General features: G+C 46.0%; 19 protein-coding genes. 7 read left to right on the plus strand and 12 right to left on the minus strand.

What is annotated here, in order from left to right; translation table 11 throughout:
* The coding region (locus GX419_00230; protein ID NLI23118.1) for a hypothetical protein at positions 1-1,700 on the minus strand (1,700 nt) is incomplete at its 3' end.
* Between the two features lie 315 nt (positions 1,701-2,015).
* Between GX419_00230 and GX419_00235 the strand changes: the two genes are divergently transcribed.
* The 4 genes from GX419_00235 (at position 2,016) to GX419_00250 (ending at position 7,928) form a co-directional block, all read left to right on the plus strand.
* Positions 2,016-3,794, plus strand: coding sequence for a hypothetical protein (locus GX419_00235; GenBank protein ID NLI23119.1), 1,779 nt, complete (start codon positions 2,016-2,018; stop codon positions 3,792-3,794).
* Positions 3,795-3,882: 88 nt separating this feature from the next.
* On the plus strand, positions 3,883-5,790 hold the full coding sequence (locus GX419_00240; GenBank protein NLI23120.1) for a DUF3857 domain-containing protein: 1,908 nt from the start codon (positions 3,883-3,885) through the stop codon (positions 5,788-5,790).
* Positions 5,791-5,881: 91 nt separating this feature from the next.
* Entirely contained in the window at positions 5,882-6,673 is a 792-nt protein-coding gene (locus GX419_00245) for a glycoside hydrolase family 16 protein (GenBank protein ID NLI23121.1), read from the plus strand.
* Positions 6,674-6,827: 154 nt separating this feature from the next.
* Entirely contained in the window at positions 6,828-7,928 is a 1,101-nt protein-coding gene (locus GX419_00250; GenBank protein ID NLI23122.1) for a family 20 glycosylhydrolase, read from the plus strand.
* A gap of 19 nt (positions 7,929-7,947) precedes the next feature.
* Here GX419_00250 and GX419_00255 read toward each other — a convergent pair whose 3' ends face one another.
* Entirely contained in the window at positions 7,948-9,690 is a 1,743-nt protein-coding gene (locus GX419_00255) for an alpha-L-fucosidase (protein ID NLI23123.1), read from the minus strand.
* A 27-nt stretch (positions 9,691-9,717) separates the two neighbouring features.
* Positions 9,718-10,407, minus strand: coding sequence for a DUF1080 domain-containing protein (locus GX419_00260; GenBank protein NLI23124.1), 690 nt, complete (start codon positions 10,405-10,407; stop codon positions 9,718-9,720).
* A 178-nt stretch (positions 10,408-10,585) separates the two neighbouring features.
* On the opposite strand from GX419_00260, the gene GX419_00265 reads away from it, so the two are divergent.
* The gene (locus tag GX419_00265) at positions 10,586-11,116 is read left to right on the plus strand and encodes a hypothetical protein (GenBank protein ID NLI23125.1); all 531 of its coding nucleotides are present in this window, start codon (positions 10,586-10,588) and stop codon (positions 11,114-11,116) included.
* A gap of 113 nt (positions 11,117-11,229) precedes the next feature.
* Here GX419_00265 and GX419_00270 read toward each other — a convergent pair whose 3' ends face one another.
* The 9 genes from GX419_00270 to GX419_00310 all read right to left on the minus strand — a co-directional run bounded on the left by GX419_00270 (position 11,230) and on the right by GX419_00310 (position 21,773).
* Positions 11,230-13,026 (minus strand): hypothetical protein, encoded by a 1,797-nt coding sequence (locus GX419_00270; GenBank protein ID NLI23126.1) that lies wholly within the window; start codon positions 13,024-13,026, stop codon positions 11,230-11,232.
* 215 nt (positions 13,027-13,241) lie between these two features.
* Positions 13,242-14,021, minus strand: coding sequence for a hypothetical protein (locus GX419_00275; protein NLI23127.1), 780 nt, complete (start codon positions 14,019-14,021; stop codon positions 13,242-13,244).
* A 12-nt stretch (positions 14,022-14,033) separates the two neighbouring features.
* Positions 14,034-14,768 (minus strand): L,D-transpeptidase, encoded by a 735-nt coding sequence (locus GX419_00280; GenBank protein ID NLI23128.1) that lies wholly within the window; start codon positions 14,766-14,768, stop codon positions 14,034-14,036.
* Positions 14,765-15,907, minus strand: a complete 1,143-nt coding sequence (locus GX419_00285) for a L,D-transpeptidase family protein (protein ID NLI23129.1) — start codon at positions 15,905-15,907, stop codon at positions 14,765-14,767. The genes GX419_00280 and GX419_00285 overlap by 4 nt, the downstream gene beginning before the upstream one ends.
* Positions 15,908-16,016: 109 nt before the next feature.
* Positions 16,017-16,613, minus strand: a complete 597-nt coding sequence (locus GX419_00290; GenBank protein ID NLI23130.1) for a hypothetical protein — start codon at positions 16,611-16,613, stop codon at positions 16,017-16,019.
* A gap of 450 nt (positions 16,614-17,063) precedes the next feature.
* On the minus strand, positions 17,064-19,061 hold the full coding sequence (locus GX419_00295) for a glycoside hydrolase family 127 protein (GenBank protein NLI23131.1): 1,998 nt from the start codon (positions 19,059-19,061) through the stop codon (positions 17,064-17,066).
* A 151-nt stretch (positions 19,062-19,212) separates the two neighbouring features.
* Positions 19,213-20,766, minus strand: a complete 1,554-nt coding sequence (locus tag GX419_00300) for an alpha-N-arabinofuranosidase (GenBank protein ID NLI23132.1) — start codon at positions 20,764-20,766, stop codon at positions 19,213-19,215.
* 5 nt (positions 20,767-20,771) lie between these two features.
* On the minus strand, positions 20,772-20,969 hold the full coding sequence (locus GX419_00305; GenBank protein ID NLI23133.1) for a hypothetical protein: 198 nt from the start codon (positions 20,967-20,969) through the stop codon (positions 20,772-20,774).
* A 51-nt stretch (positions 20,970-21,020) separates the two neighbouring features.
* Entirely contained in the window at positions 21,021-21,773 is a 753-nt protein-coding gene (locus GX419_00310) for an NUDIX hydrolase (protein ID NLI23134.1), read from the minus strand.
* A 205-nt stretch (positions 21,774-21,978) separates the two neighbouring features.
* Between GX419_00310 and GX419_00315 the strand changes: the two genes are divergently transcribed.
* Together GX419_00315 and GX419_00320 are read left to right on the plus strand one after the other, a co-directional pair.
* Positions 21,979-24,408: a beta-glucosidase gene (locus GX419_00315; protein NLI23135.1), complete on the plus strand. Its 2,430-nt coding sequence runs from the start codon at positions 21,979-21,981 to the stop codon at positions 24,406-24,408.
* A 20-nt stretch (positions 24,409-24,428) separates the two neighbouring features.
* Positions 24,429-24,602, plus strand: coding sequence for a hypothetical protein (locus GX419_00320; GenBank protein ID NLI23136.1), 174 nt, complete (start codon positions 24,429-24,431; stop codon positions 24,600-24,602).
* The last annotated feature ends 45 nt before the right edge of the window (positions 24,603-24,647 follow it).

Genomic DNA, 24,647 nt, shown 5'->3' on the forward strand with positions numbered 1-24,647 from the left:
AGTGGCTGTGCTGCTGGTTCTCCGAACATGGCCTGTGCCCAGTCGGTATAAAAATCCTCTGTATTCAGGTCTCTTCCGCCGGGCTGGGGAGTGGTGTCATAGGTTGCTGCCTCCCATCCGGCTTTGGCCAGAGCGCCCAGGGCAGGAGCAATGCTTTGTGTTCTCCAGTGAATGCCCATCAACCCTGTGCAGCCGTATCTGAGTGCATCGGCAGCATCTTTTCTTACTCTACCTGCCCACAACTGCGGACTTACAAGAGCAGGATCATCCTCCAGCCAGCTGATCTGCCATTTGGGTCGGCCCGAAAGACCTGCGAAGCCTGGTTCAACAGGGCTGAACCCTACGTCGCGGTTAATACAGCTGAAAGGCATGGATTTTGGTAACACCTTATCGAACCATGTGCGGTCAAACGAAGGGCCCAGAACCCATCCACAGGTAGCCAGGGTGAAGGGGGATTGTGTTTCTTTCAGGGCCTGCAGGGCCAGCTGAATATCCTGAACGGTCTTTTTTACCTGTTCCCTGGTTTCTCCCTCCCATGTCCAGCCTTCCGGTGTCCAGAGCCAGTAATAGTCGGGCGGGGAAAGAATTTTCAGCCGGGTAAAAATGCCTTTATAGATGGTCAGGACGGCATCGGGAGAATCGGGATGCATTCCCTTGTTTTTCAGTTTTTCCTGTACTTTCCGTGGAATGGTCAGGGGAGTTTCTGTGCCAACGCAGACCTTAATGCCCAGTTTGCGGGCGAAGGAAAAGGTTCTGCTCTGGATGGCTCCCAGATTATTGAAAATGCTGATGTTTTCGTCATCGGAATGCGGCCATGGGCTCACATCGCGCATGTACGAGGCGCTGTAAACATCGGTTCCGAGCAGGTTGGCAGTTCCAAAAGAGAAAGATGATGTAGGTTTCCCCCAGTAGCCCCAGGTACTGTCAACGGTAGTGAAATGCATGGCAGGGTATGCTGATGTTACATTCCCGTCTTCCTGAACATCTTCCGGCAATCCGATCCAGACCATCGGTTCGGCTTTGGAGGTGAAATTAGGACCTAGCGGGTATGACTCGGGATAAGTATGGAAGCCGATAAAGTTCATCCGCATTTTAGCCATCTGGCTGACAACGGTTTTGTATTCATCTTCATCCCACCAGTCAGGGCCTTCAGGGAAGTCGTGGAACGGCAGAATGCCCCGTAAGGCAAATAAGGGTCTGGCAGAAAGGTTGAGGTCAGGCAGGGAAAATGAAAGCGGCTTGTCAGGAATCACGTCAGCGTGCAGAAAAAATCGCACGCCAAGCGTCTCAATAAAATGATAGCAGGCATACAGTGTGGCCACTGAATCCCTTCCGCAGAGCAGAAGAATTTTCTTTCCCGAAGGCGGATTGAGGGTAATGATTTTATATTCCTGTTCCTGCATGGAGGCAATTGCTTTGTGAAGGCTATCGGGTACCGGCAAAGAAGCCGGGAGATTTCCAGCCGAAGCGATCAGAATAACCTGGGTACGCTTTGCCTCAGCCGGCGCAAATTGCCTGACTGAAGGAAGAACTCCTGTGCGCAGGTAGAGATACCTTCTGATTTCATGAGCCCCTAAGGTTTCGGAAGAAGAGGCTTTATCAGGCAGGGAGATGAAATAATCGGGCTGACGGGTGCAGCCTGCCAGGCAGGAGATACCTATCAGCAACCTGATGACCGAAGAGAGCGGGAAACTTTTCATTACGGCAGATTTTAAAAAGAAAAGAGAGAAAATGTACCGAAAGATAAAACTTTGCCCTTATCCTGCAAAATAGTATTCCCGGTAAAGAAAAAAGCGAAATTCTCTGTCGGCTTTTTTCCCTGATTTCACATCCGCCTTCGGTCAAATCGAAAATTTTGCTAAATTTAGTTATCCGTTTTAGCTTTCGGGGTAAAATGGGTTATTGTTTTAATAATCAGTTTAATACAAATGAAAAAGTTCCTTTTCTTTTCTGTATTTGAGGCAATTTGCCTTTGTTCAGTATTTGCAGATAAACCCCCTGCCAAATTTGGGAAAGTGAGCAAGGAAGAACTGGAGATGAAAATTTACGACAAAGACACTTCGGCCCCGGCAGTGATACTTTGTGATTATGGATATTTTGACGGAATCCAGTTTCAGTTTACCCGGCTTACACGTATAAAGATATTAAAAAAAGAAGGGTTATCATGGAGTAATTATGTACTTCCCACTGAATCGAAATCCGAGGTGAGAGGGATTACCTTCCGTCTGGAGGGTGCGAATGTTGTGGAGGACAAACTGGATAAAAAGTCGGTTTTTCTGGAGCGGGTTACGGAAAACCGGTATCGAACCAGGGTGGCGATGCCCAATGTTCAGGTTGGATCGGTTATTGACATCGAGTACTATTTTACTGGTTTTCCATCTGAATGGAAATTTCAGGAAACTATTCCTGTTGTCTGGAGTGAACTGATTATTGAAGAATCGCAGTACCTGAGGTATCAGAAAAACTTTTTTGGATACGAGCAACTATTTTATACGTCGGGTTCACGCTGGATTGCAAGAGATATGCCTGCTTTCAAGGAAGAACCGTATATCAATTCTGCCAGTAATTACCTTACCAAATTTGAATTTGATATTCTTGACATAAATTTTCCCGGATTTTACAGGTCATTTACCAATACATGGGATAATGTTGCTCAGAGGCTGAGAGAAAACGACTATTTTGGCAAGGCAATTAAGGGATCAGCCTATCTTAACGGTCTTGCAAAAGAAATTTCGGAAAAAAACCTGTCTGAAGAGCAAAAAATTGAGGCGGCCTATAATGCAATAAGGGAAAATATGAAGTGGAACGGAATCCATAGCCTTACTACTTCGTTTACTGAAATGATTTTTTCTTTCAAGAAGAAGTCAGGCAACTCGGCTGACATTAACATCATGCTATTGCAATTACTCGATAAGCTTGGTTTTGAAGTATATCCGGTAGTGCTCAGTACGCGTGACAATGGAGTGCTTTCTCCTATTAATCCCAGTCTTAACAAGCTCAATCATGTAATAGTGTATGTGAAAACAAGCAAAGAATCTTTATTGATTGACGCTACCGAAGATTATATGCCTTATTCCCTCATTCCTTTCAAATGCATTAATTGGCAAGGTCGATTAATTGAAAAAGAAAAAAATGAATGGATTGAACTGAAAACGAAGGGAAAAGATAAATTGATCAGAGTTTACAATCTTGCCTTAACAGATGACCTTACCATGACAGGTGAAATGATATGCGACAGATTTGATTATGCTGCTTACGATTTCAGGAAGGATTTCGGTTCATACAATAGCCGGGATGAATTTCTTACTGAACTGGAAAGGAAAAATCCCGGCTTGAAAATTACGTCTTGCGATATCGAAAACATAGATAGTTTAAGCAAGCCCGTTAAGGAAAGGTACAGGATGACCCTGGCCAATCAGGTAGAAAATGCAGGTAATGAATTTTATCTGTATCCGTTTGTTGGTGAAAAATGGAAGGAAAATCCTTTCAGGAATAGCCTCCGGAAATATCCGGTTGATTTTGGTTACAAGATTGAACATATGGAAGTTTTTTCCTATACATTACCGGATAATTTTGAAGTTGTTTCATTACCTCAATCATTGAAAATAAGTTTACCTGACAATGCAGCCAGTTTTATATGTGATTTTAAATTAATAAATAAACAACTTTTAATCAATACTAAATTATTGGTGAATAAGGAGATGTTTCTGCCGGCTGAATACCCCGGTTTACGCGAGTTTTATGATCAGATGATTAAGAAACAGTCGGAACCTATAGTGTTAAAAAAAATATAATAAATTTTCTGCATAGAAAATTACAAATGATCGCTCTAATTCAAGGTACATAATTTTATGATTTTACAAACGTTGAATGAATTGACGTATGATGAGAACGAACATCATTTCGGGCCTTGCCGCTTTAATATTCCTAATCCAGCCGGTTTGTTCAAAAGAAATAAAATACAGGTTGTCGGATGTAAGTAATGAATTAAAGCAAAATGTCAAGGCTGTAATCCGAAACCACTCGGTAGAACTGGAGATTTTCTCTCCCGAGCAGGCCGTTAAACGGGTAATTTATGCTGTAACTGTGCTTAAGGATAACGGGATGGACAAAGCAAATTTTATGCAGTTTTGTAATAAGTTTATTACCATCAGCAAGATTCATGGTACTGTTTACAATAAGGACGGAGAACCTGTTCAAAGAATTTCGGGAGATGAAATTCTTGATTATAGTGCTATTTCAGGTTTTAGTCTGTACCAGGACAGCCGGGTTAAATTTATTCAGCCCAAATACCGCATCGTACCGTTTACTGTTGAATATACTTATGAAATAAAGTACGATGGGTTACTTTCTTTTCCTGAGTGGATGCCTTGTGAAGATTACAATATTTCTGTCGAGCAATCGTCTGTTACAATTATTACCCCTTCTGCCTATAAATTCAGGTATAAAGAAATGAACCTGAATGCTCAGCCTGAAATTCTGGAGAAAAACCAGAAAAAAATTTACAAATGGCATCTTGTTTCGTTTCCGGCATTGAGCAAGGAAGAATACAGTCTGCCAGTTACGGCCATTGTGCCTGCTGTTTATTTTGCTCCGACGGATTTTGTTATGGATAAATATACCGGAAATTGTGAGACATGGGAAAGTTTCGGTAATTGGTTCCGGAGTTTGAATGAAGGAAAAAATAACCTTACTGAAGAACGAAGGAAGGAAATCCGTAATTTGGTAAATGGTGCTGAAAACGACCGGGACAAGATCAGAATCCTGTATCAGTACATGCAAAACCGCACAAGGTATGTAAGTATTCAACTTGGTATCGGAGGCTGGCAGCCTTTTGATGCTGCTGTTGTTGATAAAACCGGTTACGGAGACTGCAAGGCACTGACCAACTATATGAAAACTCTGCTTGAATGTGCCGGTATCAGATCGTATTATACCCTCGTCAATGCCGGAAGGGATAAAAACGTCTTTCTAAGTGATTTCCCGAGCAATCAGTTTAATCATGTCATTTTGTTTGTTCCGCTCAAAGAAGATACGGTATGGCTTGAATGCACCAGTCAGCATTCGCCGTTTGGTTACCTGGGCACATTTACCGACGACAGGGACGTCCTTGTCATTAGCGAATCAGGGGGTGTTCTGGTAAGGACACCTTCCTTCAGTTCTGAGGAGAACAGCAAAACGTCCAGCATGGAGGTTAAAATCAGTAAGGGGATTTCTTTGGTAAACCTGTGTATCAGTTATAGCGGTATGTTTTACGACGAAATGATGCCGGTTTTCATGGATGACTTTGAAGGACGCAAGAAGAAAGTAGAAAACATACTGAATGTGCAGAATTCTGATATTCGTTCGTTTGAATTTCGGCAGGTTCGTGAGAAGATACCTGCATTAAAATTGGTCGCTGCAATGGAATTCAGAAATCTGAGCACCGAAGTGAACAAAAGACTCATCATTCCTGTAACTTTGTTCAAGAGAACCGAAATTCCATCTCTGTCGGCAAGGGAAAGAAGATCGGATATTTATATTGAACGGTCTTTCTCCGTCTGCGACTCATTGCGATTTGTTCTCCCGGAGCATTATCAGATGGAGCAGATTCCTGAGAACAGACAGTTGGTCTCTCCATATGGTAAATATACCCTGGAACTATCAAAGGATGGCAACCAGATTCTTGCTATAAGGAAGCTGGTTCTCAATAAGGGCATTTATCCACGCCAGGGATACGATCGTTTCTATTCCTTCATTGATAATATCAACAAGCTCGATAACAGCAAAATAATTTTACAAAATGAATAACAACAGCAATAAGGTTTTATTAAACCGATTTCTTTAAGAGTGAGTAAATATTTTTATCTTGCTGGTCAGAAAAATCCAATAAACAAATGCCATGAAACATTCTTATTATTTTTTGCTTTGTATTGCGATTTACAGTTTGGTTAGCTGTACTCCAAAAAGTTCCCAGAAACTTGTATGGAGCGATGAATTTGACTATACGGGTCTTCCTGATCCGGCCCGCTGGTCGTATGATACAGGCGGCCATGGATGGGGCAATAATGAACTGGAGTATTATACCGAAAAGCGGCTTGAGAATGCCCGGGTAGAAAATGGAAATCTTATTATTGAAGCGAGAAAAGAAGATTTCGGGGGAAGGAATTATACTTCAGCCCGGCTGGTAACCAAAGAAAAAGGTGACTGGCTGTACGGAAGGATTGAAGTAAGGGCCAAACTTCCCTCCGGGGTTGGAACCTGGCCTGCCATCTGGATGCTTCCTACCGACTGGGAATATGGTGGTTGGCCTCATAGCGGCGAGATCGACATCATGGAACATGTCGGTTTTAATCCCGGTGTGATTCATGGCACAGTGCATACCGGGGCTTTTAACCATATGATCGGGACCCAGAAAGGGGATACCATCCGGGTAAATGATGCCATGGAAGCTTTCCACATCTATGCCGTGGAATGGACTCCGGAAAAGATCGATTTTTTCGTTGACAAAACCAGGTATTTTACCTTCATGAACTCCGGCAAAGGATCTGACGAGTGGCCTTTTGACAAACGTTTTCACCTTATACTCAATATAGCCGTCGGAGGAAGCTGGGGTGGACAGAAAGGCATTGACAGTACCGCATTTCCTGCGACAATGATGGTGGATTATGTAAGGGTTTACCAATCTAAATAAAGAGCCATTTGTTCCGGATTCAATTTGTGTAGTAACCCGTTGGTAGTGGCTCCGGTGTGATAAATTCCGTATAACTCTGGTTTGTCTTTTGCTTTTTTGGCTTCATAAATCCGGGTAATCTTCCGGGATGTTGTTATAAAAAGAACTGTTATTTATGAAAAAGCTGATAATTTTTTTGCTCGGAGTTTTTGCCGCAGGAGGGGTCGTTTTTCCGCAGGTTCCGGCCGACAGTCTTCTTCCGGTGCGTGGATTCTGCATAGCGGCGCCCAAGTCTGCCGATGTGGATCGTTTCATACGGTTTATCGGGGAGGAGCTGGTTCCCCGGAAGGTAAATACCCTCATCCTCAGGGTAGATTACAGGTATCAGTACGAAAGCCATCCGGAGCTAAGGGAAGAAGGCGCTCTGACAAAGGCAGAAATGCGGAAAATTGTCACGGCCTGTAAAAAGAGCGGAATTGCGCTGATACCTCAGATAAATCTTCTGGGGCATCAGTCCTGGGCCAGTACGCCAAACAAATTGCTTTCGGTGTACCCGGAGTTTGATGAAACTCCCTGGGTAAAAATGCCTGAGAAATATGAATGGCCTAATGCAGACAATCTATATTGCAAAAGTTACTGTCCGTTGCATCCGAGGGTGCATGAGGTAATTTTTGCTCTGGTGGACGAACTATGCGATGTGTGTGAAGCCGGAGCTTTTCATGCCGGCATGGATGAGGTTTTCTACATTGGCGAATCACGGTGCCCCCGATGTGCAGGATATGACAAAGCCGAACTGTTTGCCGGCGAAGTAAGGCTGATCAGGGACCATCTGGCATTAAAGGGCCGCACTTTGTGGATATGGGGTGACAGGCTGATCGACGGGAAAACCACCGGACTGGGAGAATGGGAAGCAAGCTTTAACAGTACGCACAGGGCTGTTGATCTTATCCCTAAAGATGTGGTTATCTGCGACTGGCATTACGAGCAGGCGGTTCCTACTGCCGTTTATTTTGCCATGAAAGGTTTTCGCGTGGTAAGTTGTCCCTGGCGCAGGCCGGAAGTTGCCGTTCAGCAGGTAAACGATATGATTCGTTTCCGGAAAAATTCCCCTCCTGAGATGAGCGGAAGGTTTCAGGGGGTTGTTCAAACGGTGTGGGCAGATGCCGGAGCATTTATGGACGATTTTTACGGAATCAGAAAAAACGAAGAGGAAGATGCCGGAGGCAACCAAACTCCTTCGGCATGTTTCAGGGCTTTATTCAGCGCGATACCTTAGTACCGGCTAACCAAACAGTTTAATAACGGATTCTCCTGAAGTCGATTGTTCCGACTGTTCTGCCCGGCTTACTGCGAATGCTTATATGAAAACGGGTGGGAAAATCATCGGGCTTATCGGTCTGCTGGGATCGTGTGATACGGAATGTCCAGGAATTTCCTACCCTTTCAACAGCTTCAGGAAGCATACGGCCATACATTTCAACATCCCAGTCTTTGAATTCAAGACCCCAGTCCTTTGACCAGTCGCATGTTACCATCCGGAAGCTGATTTCGTATTGTCCGATGTGATCAACATAGGGAGTGAGGTCGAAGATCATCTCTTTCCACTCGTCCGTAAATGTGTTTGCATCCCAGCTGCCAATTGTTATGGTCCGGTTTTCTGATCCCGATGACAAACCGGTAGTTTCATACCCTCTGACATCATAAACGGAAAAGGAGGATAGCACGGGCCGGGCTTTGGCTTCTGTTATTCTGAGCCTGACCTTTTCCAGTCGTTTCTCAGGGAAAGGGTCAATCTTCATTGTTCCGACAGAACTTCCTTCACAAAGTTTAATCCATGCATTATTTGCATACCCCTCCAGTACGTAGGCGCGTATTCTTTGTCCCTTTGCTATGTCTTCCCGGATAATGGCATGATTTATTGAAACCGGCTTGTTAAAGGCCATGATGAACTCATATCCTTCTCCTGAAATGGTTTTTATTGGTTTTTCAAACCTTCTTCTGATTTCTTCCCCGAAGGCTTTATAAATTTTTGCATGCGAAGCGGGGATCAGGCCCGTTGTATCGGGGGTTGAATTCAGGAGCATCACGGCTCCACGGCCGGCCGATTTGTAATAGATGTCCATCAGCTGGTCAACGTTCAGCAGAAGGTGGTCGGTATTGGGAGCCCAGAACCATTTATGTCCCCCGTTTTTCAGCAGAGGAAGGTCAACTTCCACCGGCGCATAAGCATCACCGTCCGGATCGGAGTGCAGGGCAGTTGCTACACCGGTCCTTACATCAGAACTTTTCAGTGTGTACCAGTTGGGGTAAGGAGCTATGCCGTCTTCGTTTCCCACCCATCGGATAGTGGCCTGTGGTCCCTGAAAAATTACAGCATCAGAGGCATATTCCTTCAAAATATCAGATACATCTATTACACAACTCCCATCGAACCATACTTCCTGCATAGGACCGTATTTTGTAAGTACTTCGGTAAGCTGTTGCCGGAATACCTTGTTATAGGCTTCCTGTTTTGCCGGGTCTTTGGTACGTCCTCCGCTGCCGATTCCGGCACCCCAGTTATCATCTCCTGGATAAATATATACTCCAAGTCCAAGGCCATATTTTCGGCAGGAAGCAGACAGGTCAGCCAGCACGTCTCCCTTACCGTTTCGCCAGGGGATGTTCCTCACGCAATAATCGGTTGTATTAGTCTGCCACCAGCAGAAACCTCCTGTATGTTTTGCTACAAACAAAATCATTTTTGCCCCCCATGACCTGGCTACTTCGCACCATTGGTCGGTGTTTAGCAGATAGGGATTCATCCTGGAGAGGGGCAGGGTATGATCATCATACTCCTTCCCGGTCCATGTTGTAGGATTGAAATGAACAAACATGATGCGTTCATACTTTTGCCATCGTAACTGTGGTTTCGACGGGAGGGGTATGTGAAAGGTATCGGTTTGCTGGGCTTCTGCGGGTAATAATATAACAAGGAGGCAGGCACTGAGCCATGCCAGCATATTTACTTTCGGACGGAGCAGGGCTGCTTTTCTCATTCTATTCAACACTGAGAAACAAACTAATTAATTGATTTCAAGAATTTTAATATTACGGAACCATATCGGGGCGTGGGCATGTTTGCCCTGAAAACCTATATGACCCTTTGCTGCTAGCGATGCAACAGGTTTGCTTAGCCAGGAAGGTATTTCAGTGCCGTCAGGGTTCTTTCTGGCATCTGTCCAGAGGTCCATATTCATTTCGGTAATCAGTTCTCCGTTCAGCATAACCCAGATCATGCGGTCCTTGCAGGTAATGGTCATCCGGTTCCATTCCCCGGGTTTCTTTACCAGGCTTTTTGCAGGAGCCAGGTGGCCGAAAATGGCGCCACAATGCCAGCTGGCCGGTGCTTTCGCCCATTCTTCTGCAAAATCATCGGCAATCTGCACTTCCACCGAATTGGGAATCCAGTTGTTTATGTCAGAGCAATGAAGAATGATCCCGCTGTTGGTTCCATGATCTGTTTTAAATTCGAGATCCAGAATGAACGATGCATATTCCTGTTTTGTCCAGATGGCTTCATCTTTCGAGGCAGTGAGAATGCCGTTTTCGTATGTCCATACTCCTTCCGGATAAAGTGCATTTTTCAGATCAGGAGTAAAAAGATCCTTCCATTGGCTTGCATCGGGATGGGTCTTCGGAGGAATTTCCATTTTCTGCGCCCGGGAAGAATAACACAACAAAACGGAAAATAACAGAAAGATAAAATTTCTCATAGTTGATACGATTTAATGCCGTAAATATATATACTTGATTCATTCATTAGTGCATGACAGAGAAATGTTTCCCATAGATGGAACCGTTTAGTTGTTCCGGCTTACTTGTATGTACTTTTATAAACGTCTTGTTTGACAAAAGGATTTCCTGCATATTTACCCCAAAATTTATCTGATTATGCTGGTTAAAAAAGGATTGGTGATTTTGCTTGTGCTGGTAAGTTTCAAAGCTGTTTCGCAGCAGCGGTATTATATTACCAAAAGCTGGCTGTTTATGCCGGGTGACAGCATTGTATATGCCGAAGCGGAATACAACGATGGTCACTGGAAGCTGATAGATGCCGGCAGTCCTTGGCAGGCCTTTGGTTATCAGCAGGCGGGTCATGGATGGTACCGCTATCATCTGAAGGTGCCAACTCAGCTCAAACCGGCTATTCGGAACATGGGCTTCATGAAAATCCATTTCGGAGAAGTGTCGGAGGCGGCACAGTTTTACTTTAACGGACGCGGACTGGGTGAATCAGGCACCCTGCCGCCACGTTTCATTAAGGCTCCTCAGGGGAAAGTTGTGGAATACTATATCAGCGAAAGTGAAATACGCTGGGATACCATCAATATTATCGCGGTTCGGGTTTATTCTTCCGACTCCCTCAAAGGAGGGATTACAAAGGGGCCTTTGTTTTATTATGTTCCGCGTGAACTGAAATAAAGCGGTGTCAGCCGGAAGTAAGAATACCGAAACGGTATTATCAGCACCATTGCGTAAGAAATTGGTAGCTCGCTTTTTAACAGGCACAGAAGGTTGCAACAAAGAAAGAATCGTTAATAGCCTGCTTCGTAAATGGCAGGATGTATTGTGCCTTTCCGGCCGGCAGGATCGGTAAACCTGAATCGCACCAGCAGAGGCTGTTTGCCTGAAATATTCTTCCGGTCAATCTCTGCCACGGCCCATGAAAGTCCGCTCCAGATCTGTTTGTTGTAATTTATCCGAAGAGGAAGCTCATTCTTTCCCTGAAATACATTGATCTTAAGAAGTTCACCGATGAATTTTCCATCGGGTGGTGAGCCACCGGTAATTCTGAGGGGATGATCGTCTTCTGCTGTAAGAGTGAAGACCAGCCGGAGATCATAAGGTCCCTGGTAACTGAAACGGGTTTGCACTTCATTGATGCCGGAGGTTTCCCACACAGCCGGGAAGGGTTTGATCTGCTGCGGAATCACAACGTCATCCTGAATACCCAGATCCAGCTCAGGTGCGGCATAAATTCCGGTACCAACAAGGGCCATCTGTTCCGGGCCAAGTGTTAGATCTTTCGGCCCGAGAACGGGGACAAAACCTGCATCGGTAAAAAGAATACGCATTGGCCCATATTCTCCGGCAGGGAATGTTATTTTTGCCGGCTCCTGCGAAGGATTAACGGCCGTTATCAGGCAGCCGTCTTCTTTTTCAGCCAGGTAACCGTAGGGTAGGCCTTTGCCGGGTATCTCCCCGAACAGGGAGATTCTTCCGCTGCGCTGGAAGGTGTATAACAGCCTCTGTACCATAGCAAACCAGTATCCGTCTTTCTGATCGAGCAGATCCATATTTCCGTAATAGGTGTTCATGCGGCCTCCGCGGGCGGCTGAAAGAATCAGCATTCCTTTCCATGCCTGTTTAGCCCGGTAGTAGCAGGTTCCGGTGGTTCCGATCATGAAGGAGGAATTGTCGATGCGGTGCAAAGGTACTCCGTTGAAATGGTACTGAAAGACCATATGGTCGGAATAGATGTCTTTCGAACGCCAGAAGTTCATGCAGGGGATGTCGGCAGGACGTGGATCGCCGCAGTACAGCGAGTCGAATACCTCCAGCCAGCGGAGATCTACCGTCTTTCGAAAAACCGGATGGGTGTCAGACATGTCGCCACCGTATCCATTGTATGCCAGAAGTTTAATGTCCGGATTTTTCAGGCGGAATTGTTTCAGGGCATCGAACCAGGCTTCCTTGTTTTTACGGGTAATTTCTTCAGGTGTATAAAGCCGGGATGCAACTTCGGTGGCTACACCGAAATCGGCAAAATCGAACTTAAACATCCGGATGCCTCGGTTATACCATTGCTGAAGGGTTTCAATATGGTAAGCGAGAAAATTGCCAGAATGCAGGCTCATAACCTGGTTGAGCCATCCGCCGGCGGAGGATTCCCATTCCGGTTTTTTCAGCATCCAGGGGTCGGTTGACCAGCCGGTTATGTTGGTAGAAATCCAGAGGCCCGGTTTTATTCCATTGTCATAGCAGGTTTTGATCCAGCGTTCATGGCCATGGGGCCATTTTTCGCGGTCAAATTCGCGGAATCCTTCGTGCTTGTCAAACCAGAACATATCGAGCAGATAGTAATCGAACTGGACGCCCAGGTTTTTCAGCCTGATAAGTGCTTCCAGTTCCTTCATGGCCAGTTCTTCGGTAAGGGGCACATTGTCCGAAAGCTGATCATGGGCAGCCCAGGAAATGTAAACCGAAAGAGGCCTGTCAATATCGGCATAGAGCGATTGTAACGGACTTTTAATCCTGGAAAAAGCTTTTTTGGGTAACAGGCTTGCCATTGCTCCCAGTCCAAGTAATGAAAGGGATTCTCGACGGTTCATGGTTATTGGTAAATTAAATTCAACATTGTATTTAAGCAGGACGATTCCGAAAGTTAATCCAAACGGATCATTTTTTCAGTCATCCACTTGGTTTTTTTCGGAAACGGGATAACCCTGATTAACTCATCTGGTTAAGCTCAGTTCTCAGGTATCTGATGAACAACCGGGTTTAAATATAACAATTTGTTATTGACTTTCAGATCAGGCATCAGGTTTCACATTTTCACAACTACCAGTGCCTTTTCGGGTATCGCCCTGAAAATGATTTTTGCATCCCTTCTTGGGAGCCGGATCCTGATAAACGGTTTATAATCTGGCGGTTTCAGCATGGCCAGATTTTTTAGCGACGACAGGGCCGAATGCCATTTCTGCCCCAGCAGGAAGGTGTGGTAGGCTGTTTTTCCCGGCAGGCTGTCGGGAATGGTTTCGTTGAAAAGCAATATGAACCCTTGCTCTGTTTCAAGGGCAAAGTGCACCGGATCGCGGTTGGTGGTATCGGGTGCAATGTCGGGGCTGTATTCGGATGTGTCGCGGGGGGCTATTTTCACCATTACAGGAATTTTAGGAATGGTTGATTGAAATGTATCGATTTTCCAGGGTGAAGCAAAGAGCCCGATGCGGGCTTCAGGGCAAAGGGTTTTGAAAAAGCGACTGATGTGTATTTCTGATATTTTTATGCGGTACAGCATAACCCCTTTCAGCTCAAGCTGGGCAATGCTGTCGGGAAGGTCGAGAATGAGAACGATGGAATCAGACTGGGCGGCTTTAATCCGGTTCAGAAGAAAGGATTTTTCCTTGCGCAGGCTGTCCATCTGTGGGTCAATGGCAAAGGTTTTTTTGCGGACAGAATTTCCGTTGGTGTCGGAAGAAAACTGCCGGCAAAACCGGTCGGATAACCTGACGGCTGCCTGCATGTTCATGTAGGTAGTGTAAATCAGAATGGCAAGCAGCAGGGAGCCTGTTATGACCATTAAACGACGGAGCCGGTGGTTCATACTCGTTCTCTGTTAGAAGATATATACTTTTGATCCGATCATAAGGGTGTGATAGGCCGCTTCAAGGTCTTCATCCTTAAGGCGGATGCAACCATGGGTAACCGGCATGCCGAAGAAGCGGGTATAGATGGTTCCGTGAATGAGGTATCCGTTTCCGATGGGCATGGCATAGTCGCCAAGCACACCGGCCTCAAAACGGGAGAGATCATTGGGTGGAGGGATAGGGAGGCCTTCTTCAACAAACGACCAATCAGGTCGTCTCCATACAGGAGAAGTAATTTTTCCCTGAATGGTATATACCCCTTTCGGGGTTTGGAAAAGCCACTCCCGTTTGTCGTGCGACTTCAGAAGGGTGTAACTTCCTGTACTGCAAACGCCGCTGCGGATAAGCTTACGGTTTCGGTAGAGATAGAAGCGGTTGTCGGTAGTATTGACAACCAGATAGGGATTCCATGGGGTCAGGTTCCGGAATTTATTCTGCAGAATGTTCAGTTCACTCCGGGCCACTTTAAGCTCATTTTTGTACTTTTTACTGGTAAGGTAGGTGCTGTCAGGGGCTGAAATCCGGGGCGAAACAAAGGCGGCTTCCTGCAGGGCCGGGATGAGGAAAATCAGGAAAGCCAGATAAAGGAGAAGGGCGCCTGCCGGGATGGAAACCAGAAGAAGGCGGTTAACAACCCGGGAAGGCTTTTCATCCTGGTTCAGGATATCAGAGTTTGCCGGAAAATCTTCTGTTATATTGTTCATAGGTTGGGGTATGAAGTGACGCCATGCCGTAATAATGCTGTATCCAGGTCTTCAAGTGACCCGACAATGACTACCGGTGTTCCCTGGTCTGCTATATTGTAAACTTTGAGCATGTCGGAGTTTTCAAGGGCAATGCATCCATCGGTCCAGTCTATTTGTTTCCCTCCTCCGCCGTGGATTTCGATGAGGCCTCCGATGGAGACGTATTTCGGAATAATCCCCTGTTTCTTTTCCCGGTCAAAACGCGCCATGTCGTCAGCATTTGGATAACTCAAAAGCAAAGCTCTGAAATATTTTGTTTTGCCGGGAGGTATTTTGGTTTTTACACTGTATAAACCTTCGGGAGTAGCTTTGTCACCTTTCATCCGCTTCGGTTGCATCCAGTTGGAACCAAATTCGGCATCGAAAACATATTTCTTTTTCCCTGCCTGATAAACAATTAGTTGACGGGCAAACTTATCGACAACGATGAGTGTAGATCTGGTGTTTGCTGATTTTTCGATGGCTGAAGCGGCCATCTTCTTCCAGCGGGGCAGAGACTGAAAATAATCCAGAAGTTTCTGGCGGATTTCCTGAAAAACCGGAACTAACAGGGATTCGGATTTTTGTGCCTTATAACCTGCCTCAAGGAAAGCTTTCTGTTGGTATTGAATTTCCGATTCCCTGAGCAATAATTTGCCGGAAGAAATATCATTCATTTGCTTCTCCGAAAGAGGGAGTTTCCTCAGAAGATCGTTCAATGTATGAATAATTTCGTTCAGAGAATCGATTTTCTGAACTACGGTATTTTCAAGACTTTTTGCCAGATTTCTGGAGTGACTGATGGCCTGCTTGGATTTGTCGGCGGAGAGCCTGGCATAGTCGATTACGTCGGAATAGTCGCGGAAGAAAATTACCCGCTGGTTTTCCCTTTTCCAGCAAAGCATTGCTGAATCAAACAGAGCGGAGGCTTTACCGAATAGTTCCGGAGCATACTTCTGGGCCTGACATTGCCTGGCCAGAGCAAGGGAGACCCGCGCATAATCAACCTTATCGGCCGGAGAGTCAGGTACTGAACGAAACAAGAGAATAATAAGAGCAATACCGAATGCAACCGGAGTAGAAATTATAAACGCTTTCCGAATCATCTTTCTCCTCATCTTCCTTCTGCTTTTCTTGCGTAGTTGGCTCTGTAAAAATAAAAGTTTACTGAAAAAAAAAGGTGTCTGATGCAACAATCAGACACCCTTTCCATAGTTTATCACGGTTTTATTTTTTGCCTTTAACTTTGGCAATGGCATTTTCCAGTTCGGTCTTCACCGAAGTAACGGTTTCCTTGGCAGCCTTCAGTTTGTTGACAGCATCCATGTATTTGCCGCCTTCGAGCTGGGTTTTGCCTTCGTTCAGAGCAGCTTCGGCAGTTGTCAGTTCGTTTTTCATCTGTTCCAGAACGGCAGCACCTTCTTTACCTCTGGGGGCTTTCTTCATCAGCTTCTGGGTTTCATCCATCAGGCCGGTAATTTCAGTAACCAGTCCTTCAGCTTCTTTCTTTACTTCTTCCTTTTTGGCAGCAACACCAGCTGTTACTTCATGAGCCCTGGTAGCAATCCATTCCAGTTTCTGGGTTACCGGACCATACTTTTTGAAGAGCTTTGACTTCTGCGCTTCAATTTCTGTGTTGGCAGCATTCAGCGAATCCTGCAGGGCTGTAAAATCGGCAGCCAGATACACATCGGCTTCAGCCAGTTTGGCAGAATCAATAGCTGCTTTGGCAGCATCCAGTTTTTCCTGCGGAAGTTTTCCGCAACTGCTAAGAAAAGCAACCATAGCAAGGGTTGCAAGGGCAAACAATACTTTGTTTCTCATATACAATCAAATTTTGGGGTTAAAAGTTTCTGTTCATTAATGAGTTGAAAAACAAGCGCAAATTTATAATCAAATTTGATACCACGTATGTAAAAAGGAAAAAAAATTGATTAAAGTCATTGTAAATTTATTAACAATAACGAAATCAATGTGTTAATATGAGGTGTCGGAAGCATAACTCAAAGAGGTTTCTCAGCGGAGAATCAAATTTTGTTACGAATCAATCTCAATGCGGCAAACGAAAATTCCGCCGGTTGTATACCGGGCAATGCTTTGAATAAATGGTAATTTTGCTCCGTTTTAAAGTGCATCGAACAGGAAAACCAGCCTCCATTCCCGGTATGCCTCCAGGCAGGGGAGGCACCCGATTTCATATTCATCCCTTTCAGCTGGTATTCTTTTTCTGAGTCGGAATTCCCGTTGAAAACCCTGTCGGCAACTCTTTGTTTTTTACGGATTTTTTGAAAGAAACGGGTCGGGAGTATCTGGCAGCCATACACTCATTTCCCCTCTTCCCCGGTGCGAGCGGGCGTAATAGGGTATCAGGCAGAGGGGAGTTTCTTTTTCTGTCAGTTTGTTGTCAGCCGCTTTAACCATACGTAACGCTTTTCCTTTCAGCACCGTAATTCCTCCCAGAAGGCCCGGTTGATAAACAGCCTTGAATGATGCAGTGTCGGGGAGTACGATCGTACTTATTTCTCCGTCGTTGTCGGCAAATTCAGCACAGTAAACAACAGGACCGTATTCCACGGCACATTTGTTTCTGTCATCTTCCACTTTGTCATGAGCTTTTACCAGAAGCGGCTGCATGGGTAGGATCATTTCAATGGTATCACCGTTTTTCCATTTTCGTGACAGAACGGCATACCCGTTTTTTTCTTCAAAGGGGAAATATTGGCCGTTAACGGTAATGCTTATCGGCTTTTGCGAATGGGTAACATAGGAATAGAGGTCGCCCGGCAATACCTGATTGCGTGCCCATCCCGGAATGCGCAATTTGAAAGTCCATTTTTCCCGGGGTATTTCCACGAGTGTTATCAGGATATGCCCGTCCCACGGATAGGTGGTGTGCTGTTTAAGATGGATAGTTTTGTTTTTCCCGGGGTGAAAAGAAGTTTCATTTCCGGCAAACAGGTTGACAAATATGGTATCCTTTCGGAAAGCATACATATAACCCGGCACGGAAGGAATAAAGCGTGTAAGGTTGGTCGGACAGCAGGAGCAATCGAACCAGGGTTTTCGTTCCTGACCCTTTTTGTCAACTTCCAGAGGATTGGGGTAAAAAAAGCGGTCGCCCGAAAGGCTCAGCCCGCTAAGCACACCGTTGTAAAGCGTCCGTTCAAGGACGTCAATATATTTTGCATCGCCGTACAGCAGAAACATCCTGAAATTCCACATACAACTGGCAATGGCAGCACATGTTTCATTGTAAGCTGTTTTGTTAGGCAGTTCATAATTGGCTCCGAATGCTTCACCGTAGGAAGAGGAACCAACCCCTCCGGTAAGGTATGTTTTTTTTGTTACCACGTTATTCCACAATTTTTCAACAGCATTCCGGTAGTCTTTGTTTCCGGTTAAAGCAGCAATATCTGTCATGCCGGAGTACATATACATCGCTCTTACAGCATGACCAACAGCTTCGTCCTGAAGTATTACCGGCTTGTGATCCTGCCAGTAGCGGCCATCCTGAAACTGATCCGGGTGTTCCACTTTTTCGTACTGGTGTTTTCCCCGGGCATCGAGGAAGAACTTTGCAAGAGAAAGATACCGTTCGTCATGGGCAATCCGGTACAGCTTGACCAGTCCGGTTTCGATGATCTGGTGTCCCGGGGCAACTTCCCGCTTTCCCGGTCCAAAAGTCCGGCAAAGAAGTTCTGCATTCTTCAGAGCAATATCCAGCAGGTTTTTCTTGCCCGTGGCATAGTAATGAGCGGCGGCTGCTTCGTAAAGATGCCCCATGTTGTATAGTTCATGGCTGTTGTCCCGTTCGTTCTCCCATCGTGCTTTGCCCGCCCAGGGATGAACATTTTTTCCTATGGTACGGGTGGTATACAGGTAGCCGTCAGGTTCCTGTGCTTTGCCAATTAACCAGATCAGACTATCGAGATAATGGTCGAGTGCAGAATCGGGCCTTACCATCAGGGCGTATGAAGCCCCTTCAATGATTTTATAAAGATCGGAATCATCAAATGGGAATGCCGTGCAGAATTCTCCTTCTTTCAGACCGGCAGCAAAGGCAAAATTGTCCACACGTCCGGTTTCTTCACATTTTCTGAATGCATAAGGTATGGTTACCCGTATGACAGTGTCGATCCGGGGGCGCCAGAAACTATCGTTCAGATGAACTTCGGTAAATTGAACTTCAGAGTAAGGATAGTCGTGCATTGCAGGCTTATGTGTGCATGCTACGGTTGCCAGAAGCAAAATCACGGACAGAGTGTATCTCATTGTATTATAGATGATAAAAAGCCTGAATTTTATTAATCAGTTTAATTTCGTTCATTCCATCAGCTGCAGTTTCAGTTTCATTGGCAGTTTTTCAGATATCTGATAGCGGAACAGGAAACATGGCGGGTTATTTTGCCATCCATTCAAAAGCCTATTTCAGTTCCAGCACAATAACCGACATTGGGGGCATTTCCACATCAAGAACTCCGTTTTTCAGTGATGCATTTTTGAATGGAGCGGGTTTAATGTTGTCGGGGTTCTCAAAGGTATTGTGGGCATCCATGACGGGAGCGGTTAGGATACGACCGGTGACCGTTGAAACATTGGCACCGCGGATTTCGGTGCTGAAGCTCATCTTGTTTTTGGGATGTATGTTGACAAGCGTAATGTGAATCAGGCCGTTCTTGTCTCTTGAGGCAGAAATGCTGAGTGCGGGAAGTTTTGTGCCCTGGTATTCATAATAATCCTGCTGTGTAATATCGAATGGCAGGAGAGTGGCATCCTGATGAACCTTGTACATTTCGAAGACATGATATGTTGGGGTGAGCACCGTTTTCTCGTCCTTTGTAAGAATGAGAGCCTGCAGTACATTGACTGTCTGGGCGAGGTTGGCCATTTTAATCCGGTCGGCCTTTTTGTTAAAGTAGTTCAGGGAAACACCAGCCACAAGGGCATCGCGCAAAGTATTCTGCTGATAGAGAAATCCGGGATTTGTGCCGGGTTCAACGTCGTACCATGTACCCCATTCGTCAATTACCAGGGCGACATTTTTGGCGGGGTCGTATTTGTTCATGATGGCAATATGCCGGTCGATGGCATTTTCAATTTTAATGCACCGGTTCAGGATGTCGAAGTATCGGTCTTCAGGGAAGCCGGTAGCGGGGCCTTTGTCGTTCCAGTTGGTAGTATAATAGTGAAGAGAAATTCCCCACATCATCCAGTGGGGGATTTTCTGCATCAGTACTTCAGTCCAGTTGTAGTCCTCGGAATTTGCCCCGCCGGCGATCTTCAACAGGCGATTGTTGCCGTAGTTACGGCAGAAAGTTGCATACCGTCTGAACTGGTCGGCATAAAATTCGGGGGTCATGTTTCCGCCGCAGCCCCAGCTTTCATTACCTACACCCCAGAATTTCACATTCCAGGGTTTGTCACGGCCGTTTTTACGGCGCAGGTCGGTCATGGGGCTCACCGCATCGGAATTGAGGTACTCGACCCATTTTGACATTTCTTCCACGGTTCCGCTACCTACATTGCCGCAGATGTAAGGCTCGGCTCCCAGTTGTTCGCATAAATCCATGAATTCATGTGTTCCGAAACTGTTGTCTTCAGTTACACCACCCCAGTGGGTGTTGATCATTTTGGGCCGCAGTTCCCTTGGTCCGATGCCGTCCATCCAATGGTATTCGTCGGCAAAACAACCTCCGGGCCAACGCAGATTCGGAATCTGAATCTTTTTCAGTGCCTCTACAACGTCGTTTCTTATACCCCGGGTGTTGGGAATAGGGGAATTTTCACCTACCCAGTATCCGCCATAGATGCAATGCCCCAGATGTTCGGAAAAATGTCCGTAAATGTGACGGCTGATCATATATTTACCAAGATCGGCATTAATAACTGCCCGGGTCTTTAACACACCGGAGCCGGTTTGGGCAGCGAGCGAAAAACAAACTGTCATCACCGCAAATAAGCTGAAAATACGATGCATGGATTTCATAGGACGGTTTTTTTAATTGTAAAATTTATTTTGTCTTTCCATATGCAGTCAATCATGTTCTGCGACAACCCGTCATCGGCAGTATAATGCTGGAACCTCAGAGCCTCTTTCTGCCCTTTGGAAGGAAGGCCTGTGAGGAAACAGAAGAGAAGGAAAACCCCTTTTCTGCCAATACTTTTTACCGTCAGGAACATGCAGGATGCGTTTAATCCTGTCTGCTAAAATAATAATAAAAAGTGTCAAAATTACATTTTCAGAACAGGTTCTCGGTGGTGAAAGCGGTAAAGATATGGTGCCTTGTGGGCCCGGCCGGAGTAATGTTTTCTGAGCCTTTCGAGATAGCCTAGTGCCAGCATGCGGCGTTGAAAATTGGTCCGCACAAGCTTCTTCTGCAAAATCGTCTCATAGCAGGTCTGAAGATCCTTCATGGTAAAAGGTTCGGGTAAAATATTCCCTCCTGCCAGCCATGCATCGAGTTCATTTCTGAGTTTTTTCAGGGCATGACCTATTATGTCGGCATGGTCAAAAAACATGGGAGGCAAATGAAGAGGATCGTGCCAGCTGATTCCTCCGGAAAACTGATCCGGTACAGGGGCAACCTTCGTGTTGTCAACCAGCGTATAGTAGCAAACCGAGATAAACCGCTTTGCAACCCATGCCTTCATTTCCTCGTCAATCTCTTTTTCTTTCAGAATCTCACGAAGGGCTTCCGCTTGCACACGGTCTTTCTTCCCGGCGGTGAAAAACTGTTCCAGGTGAACATTTTTCAGCCCGGTGCGTTCATTAACAATCCGCCTGGCTGCTTCTTCAAGATCTTCTTCCCTGCCGATGTATCCTCCGGGCAATACAAACCACGGGCTTTCGAATAACTGCAGTACCAGAACCTTAAGGCTTCCGTTGTGGTAGCCAAATACCACCACATCGACCGAAATGTGCGGAAGGAATTCTTTTTCCAGAGCAGTTCCGGAAATCGATAACTTTCTGTTTATCTTTTTCATCATATTGCAAATTAAAGAAATTTTTGTATTATTGTATCATTAAGATACAATAAAAATTTATGTTCTGTTTTGCTTAATGATCAAGGGAGTCGGGAACAGGGAGAGTTTGTCATCATGTCGGTGGAAATTCCCGGGATGTTAAGGAAGCGAAATGTGTCTGGAACAAATAACTAAACTGACTAAATAACCAAAATCTGATGTGCTTATGAAAAACAAATCCATTATTTCAATCAGCTTACTGGGTCTTGCGTTGCTGGTATCATGCAGCAGCGGCCCGGCCAAACTGGGCAAGGCACCTGTCAAAAAACTGGTGGCTTCCATGACCCTGGAGCAGAAGGCAGAACTTGTTGTCGGAACAGGAATGTTTTTTGAGATACCTGATTCCATTCTGGCAATGATGCCAGGGGGAGTGAATCCTTTTGCCCCGAAGAAAGAGGAACTCAATGATTCGGCTTACTGGGTGATGGTGGAAAAAATAAGGAATCTGGTGCCGGGAGCAGCCGGTCGTACAGCCGAATTTGAAAGCCTGGGCATACCGACTAACGTTTTGTGTGATGGTCCGGCCGGCCTCAGGATAAATCCCATGCGCAAAGGAGACAGCAATACCTATTTTTGCACTGCATTCCCCATTGCTACCCTGCTGGCCTCCAGCTGGGATACGGCTCTGGTTAGATCGGTTGGCGAATCGATGGGAAATGAAGTGCTGGAATACGGGGCCGATGTCATCCTTGGCCCGGGCATGAATCTGCAAAGAAATCCGCTCTGCGGAAGGAATTTTGAGTATTATTCCGAAGATCCCCTCATTACAGGTAAAATGGCTGCTGCCATGGTGAGAGGCATTCAGTCGCAGGGTGTTGGTACTTCCATAAAGCATTTTGCAGCCAACAACCAGGAAACCAACCGGAATACGGTGAACACTATCGTGAGCGAAAGAGCACTTCGCGAGCTGTATCTTGAGGGTTTCCGCATTGCCGTTCAGGAAGGGCAGCCGTGGACGGTTATGTCGTCCTATAACAAAATCAACGGTACTTATACTTCAGAAAGCCATGACCTGCTGACGAAAATCTTGCGCAATGACTGGGGATTCAAAGGGTATGTCATGACCGACTGGGGTGGGGGAAAAGATCCGGTGGCCCAGATGAAAGCCGGTAATGACCTGCTGATGCCCGGAAGCGGGAAACAGATCAGTGAGATTATTCAGGCGGTAAAAGAGGGCAAACTGGAAGAAAAAGTTCTGGACAAAAATGTTGAAAACATCCTGAATATTGTTCTTAAATCACCGAAGTTCAGGGGGTATGCTTATTCAAACAAGCCGGATCTGAAGGCGCACGCTGAGGTGACCCGGAAGGCAGCTGCCGAAGGAATGGTGCTTTTGAAGAACGGCAACAATGCCCTGCCGTTTTCGAATATTAAAAAGGTAGCCATTTTCGGAGTGGGTTCCTTTAATCTGATCTCAGGCGGTACCGGGAGCGGGGATGTAAACGAGGCGTATACTGTGTCGCTTGTTCAGGGACTCGAAAATGCCGGACTCACCATTGAGGAAAAGAGTATGAAAGAGCAACTGGATCACATTCAGAAGGCAAAAGCACAACAGCCTAAGCAACGTCGGTTCTTCTTTATGCCTCCTCCGGTTATTCCGGAATTTCCGGTGAAGCCGGCACTTGCTTCTGCTGCTGCCCGGAATGCTGATGCTGCTCTGATTACCATCAGCCGGATATCCGGTGAAGGTGCCGACAGAAAAGCCGAAAAGGGCGATTTTTACCTCAGCGATGAGGAAATAAACCTCATAAAAACCGTAAGCAGTTCATTTCATGCCGCAGGGAAAAAGGTTGTGGTGGTGCTGAATATTGGCGGTGTAATTGAAACCGCCAGCTGGAGGGATATTCCCGACGCTGTTCTTCTGGCATGGCAGCCGGGGCAGGAAGCAGGCAATTCCATTGCCGATGTTCTTCTGGGAAAGGTTAATCCTTCGGGGAAACTGGCCTGTACATTTCCGATGAAGTATGACGATGTGCCTTCCGCAAAGAATTTCCCGGGTATTGAACTTCCGGATACTTCAACCCGTAAACCCGGTTCCCCGCTTGAGGAAGCATTCCTGCGCGCCAAACCGGCCGAAGTGGTATATGAAGAAGATATTTTTGTCGGATACCGCTATTTTACCACATTCAACGTTCCTGTTGCCTATGAATTCGGTTACGGCTTGTCGTATACCACCTTTGACGTCAGCAACATGGTGGCATCATCCGGTCAGTTTGCAGGGAAATATGAATTCAGTGTGGATGTTAAAAATACCGGTAATGCCCCCGGACGGGAAGTCGTTCAGGTTTATCTGTCAGCACCGGCGGGAAAGCTTGTAAAACCTGCTGAAAAGCTGGTGGCCTTTGCCAAAACTTCCCTTCTGCAGCCGGGAGAAACACAGACATTGCACTTTGTGCTTACTCCCCGCGACCTTGCTTCATTTGATGAGGCCACCAGTTCCTGGATAGCAGAAAAGGGGAATTATGAAGTGCGTGTAGGGGTTTCATCACTTGACATCCGGCAGAAGGCAACTTTTGAGCTGGCGAATGATCTGACCGTTGAGAAAAACACAAAGGCACTGGTACCTGACAGGGAAATTAAGGTGTTAAGGCCTTAATCAAGATAATTTAACCCGGATTGCGCATCAGGAGGGAAAGCGAACTGATGCGCAGTGGGTTGGCCTTATGGGATGGCATCCGGGTTAATCCCGCTGAAACGGAGTGGAAGCGGCCCTTGTGGCGGATTGCGCATCAGGAGGGAAAGCGAACTGATGCGCAGTGGGTTGGCCTTATGGGATGGCATCCGGGTTAATCCCGCTGAAACGGAGTGGAAGCGGCCCTTGTGGCGGATTGCGCA

Source organism: Bacteroidales bacterium (assembly GCA_012517825.1).
Classification (GTDB): Bacteria; Bacteroidota; Bacteroidia; order Bacteroidales; family JAAYUG01; genus JAAYUG01.

What these genes read in the sequence shown, in the direction of transcription:
- GX419_00240 (NLI23120.1), top strand. Translation starts at nt 3,883, where the DNA reads ATGATGAGAACGAACATCATTTCGGGCCTTGCCGCTTTAATATTCCTA.
- GX419_00275 (NLI23127.1), bottom strand. Translation starts at nt 14,021, where the DNA reads ATGAACCACCGGCTCCGTCGTTTAATGGTCATAACAGGCTCCCTGCTG.
- GX419_00300 (NLI23132.1), bottom strand. Translation starts at nt 20,766, where the DNA reads ATGCATCGTATTTTCAGCTTATTTGCGGTGATGACAGTTTGTTTTTCG.
- GX419_00270 (NLI23126.1), bottom strand. Translation starts at nt 13,026, where the DNA reads ATGAACCGTCGAGAATCCCTTTCATTACTTGGACTGGGAGCAATGGCA.
- GX419_00290 (NLI23130.1), bottom strand. Translation starts at nt 16,613, where the DNA reads ATGAGAAACAAAGTATTGTTTGCCCTTGCAACCCTTGCTATGGTTGCT.
- GX419_00310 (NLI23134.1), bottom strand. Translation starts at nt 21,773, where the DNA reads ATGAAAAAGATAAACAGAAAGTTATCGATTTCCGGAACTGCTCTGGAA.
- GX419_00295 (NLI23131.1), bottom strand. Translation starts at nt 19,061, where the DNA reads ATGAGATACACTCTGTCCGTGATTTTGCTTCTGGCAACCGTAGCATGC.
- GX419_00255 (NLI23123.1), bottom strand. Translation starts at nt 9,690, where the DNA reads ATGAGAAAAGCAGCCCTGCTCCGTCCGAAAGTAAATATGCTGGCATGG.
- GX419_00245 (NLI23121.1), top strand. Translation starts at nt 5,882, where the DNA reads ATGAAACATTCTTATTATTTTTTGCTTTGTATTGCGATTTACAGTTTG.
- GX419_00285 (NLI23129.1), bottom strand. Translation starts at nt 15,907, where the DNA reads ATGAGGAGAAAGATGATTCGGAAAGCGTTTATAATTTCTACTCCGGTT.
- GX419_00315 (NLI23135.1), top strand. Translation starts at nt 21,979, where the DNA reads ATGAAAAACAAATCCATTATTTCAATCAGCTTACTGGGTCTTGCGTTG.
- GX419_00280 (NLI23128.1), bottom strand. Translation starts at nt 14,768, where the DNA reads ATGAACAATATAACAGAAGATTTTCCGGCAAACTCTGATATCCTGAAC.
- GX419_00265 (NLI23125.1), top strand. Translation starts at nt 10,586, where the DNA reads ATGCTGGTTAAAAAAGGATTGGTGATTTTGCTTGTGCTGGTAAGTTTC.
- GX419_00250 (NLI23122.1), top strand. Translation starts at nt 6,828, where the DNA reads ATGAAAAAGCTGATAATTTTTTTGCTCGGAGTTTTTGCCGCAGGAGGG.
- GX419_00260 (NLI23124.1), bottom strand. Translation starts at nt 10,407, where the DNA reads ATGAGAAATTTTATCTTTCTGTTATTTTCCGTTTTGTTGTGTTATTCT.
- GX419_00305 (NLI23133.1), bottom strand. Translation starts at nt 20,969, where the DNA reads ATGTTCCTGACGGTAAAAAGTATTGGCAGAAAAGGGGTTTTCCTTCTC.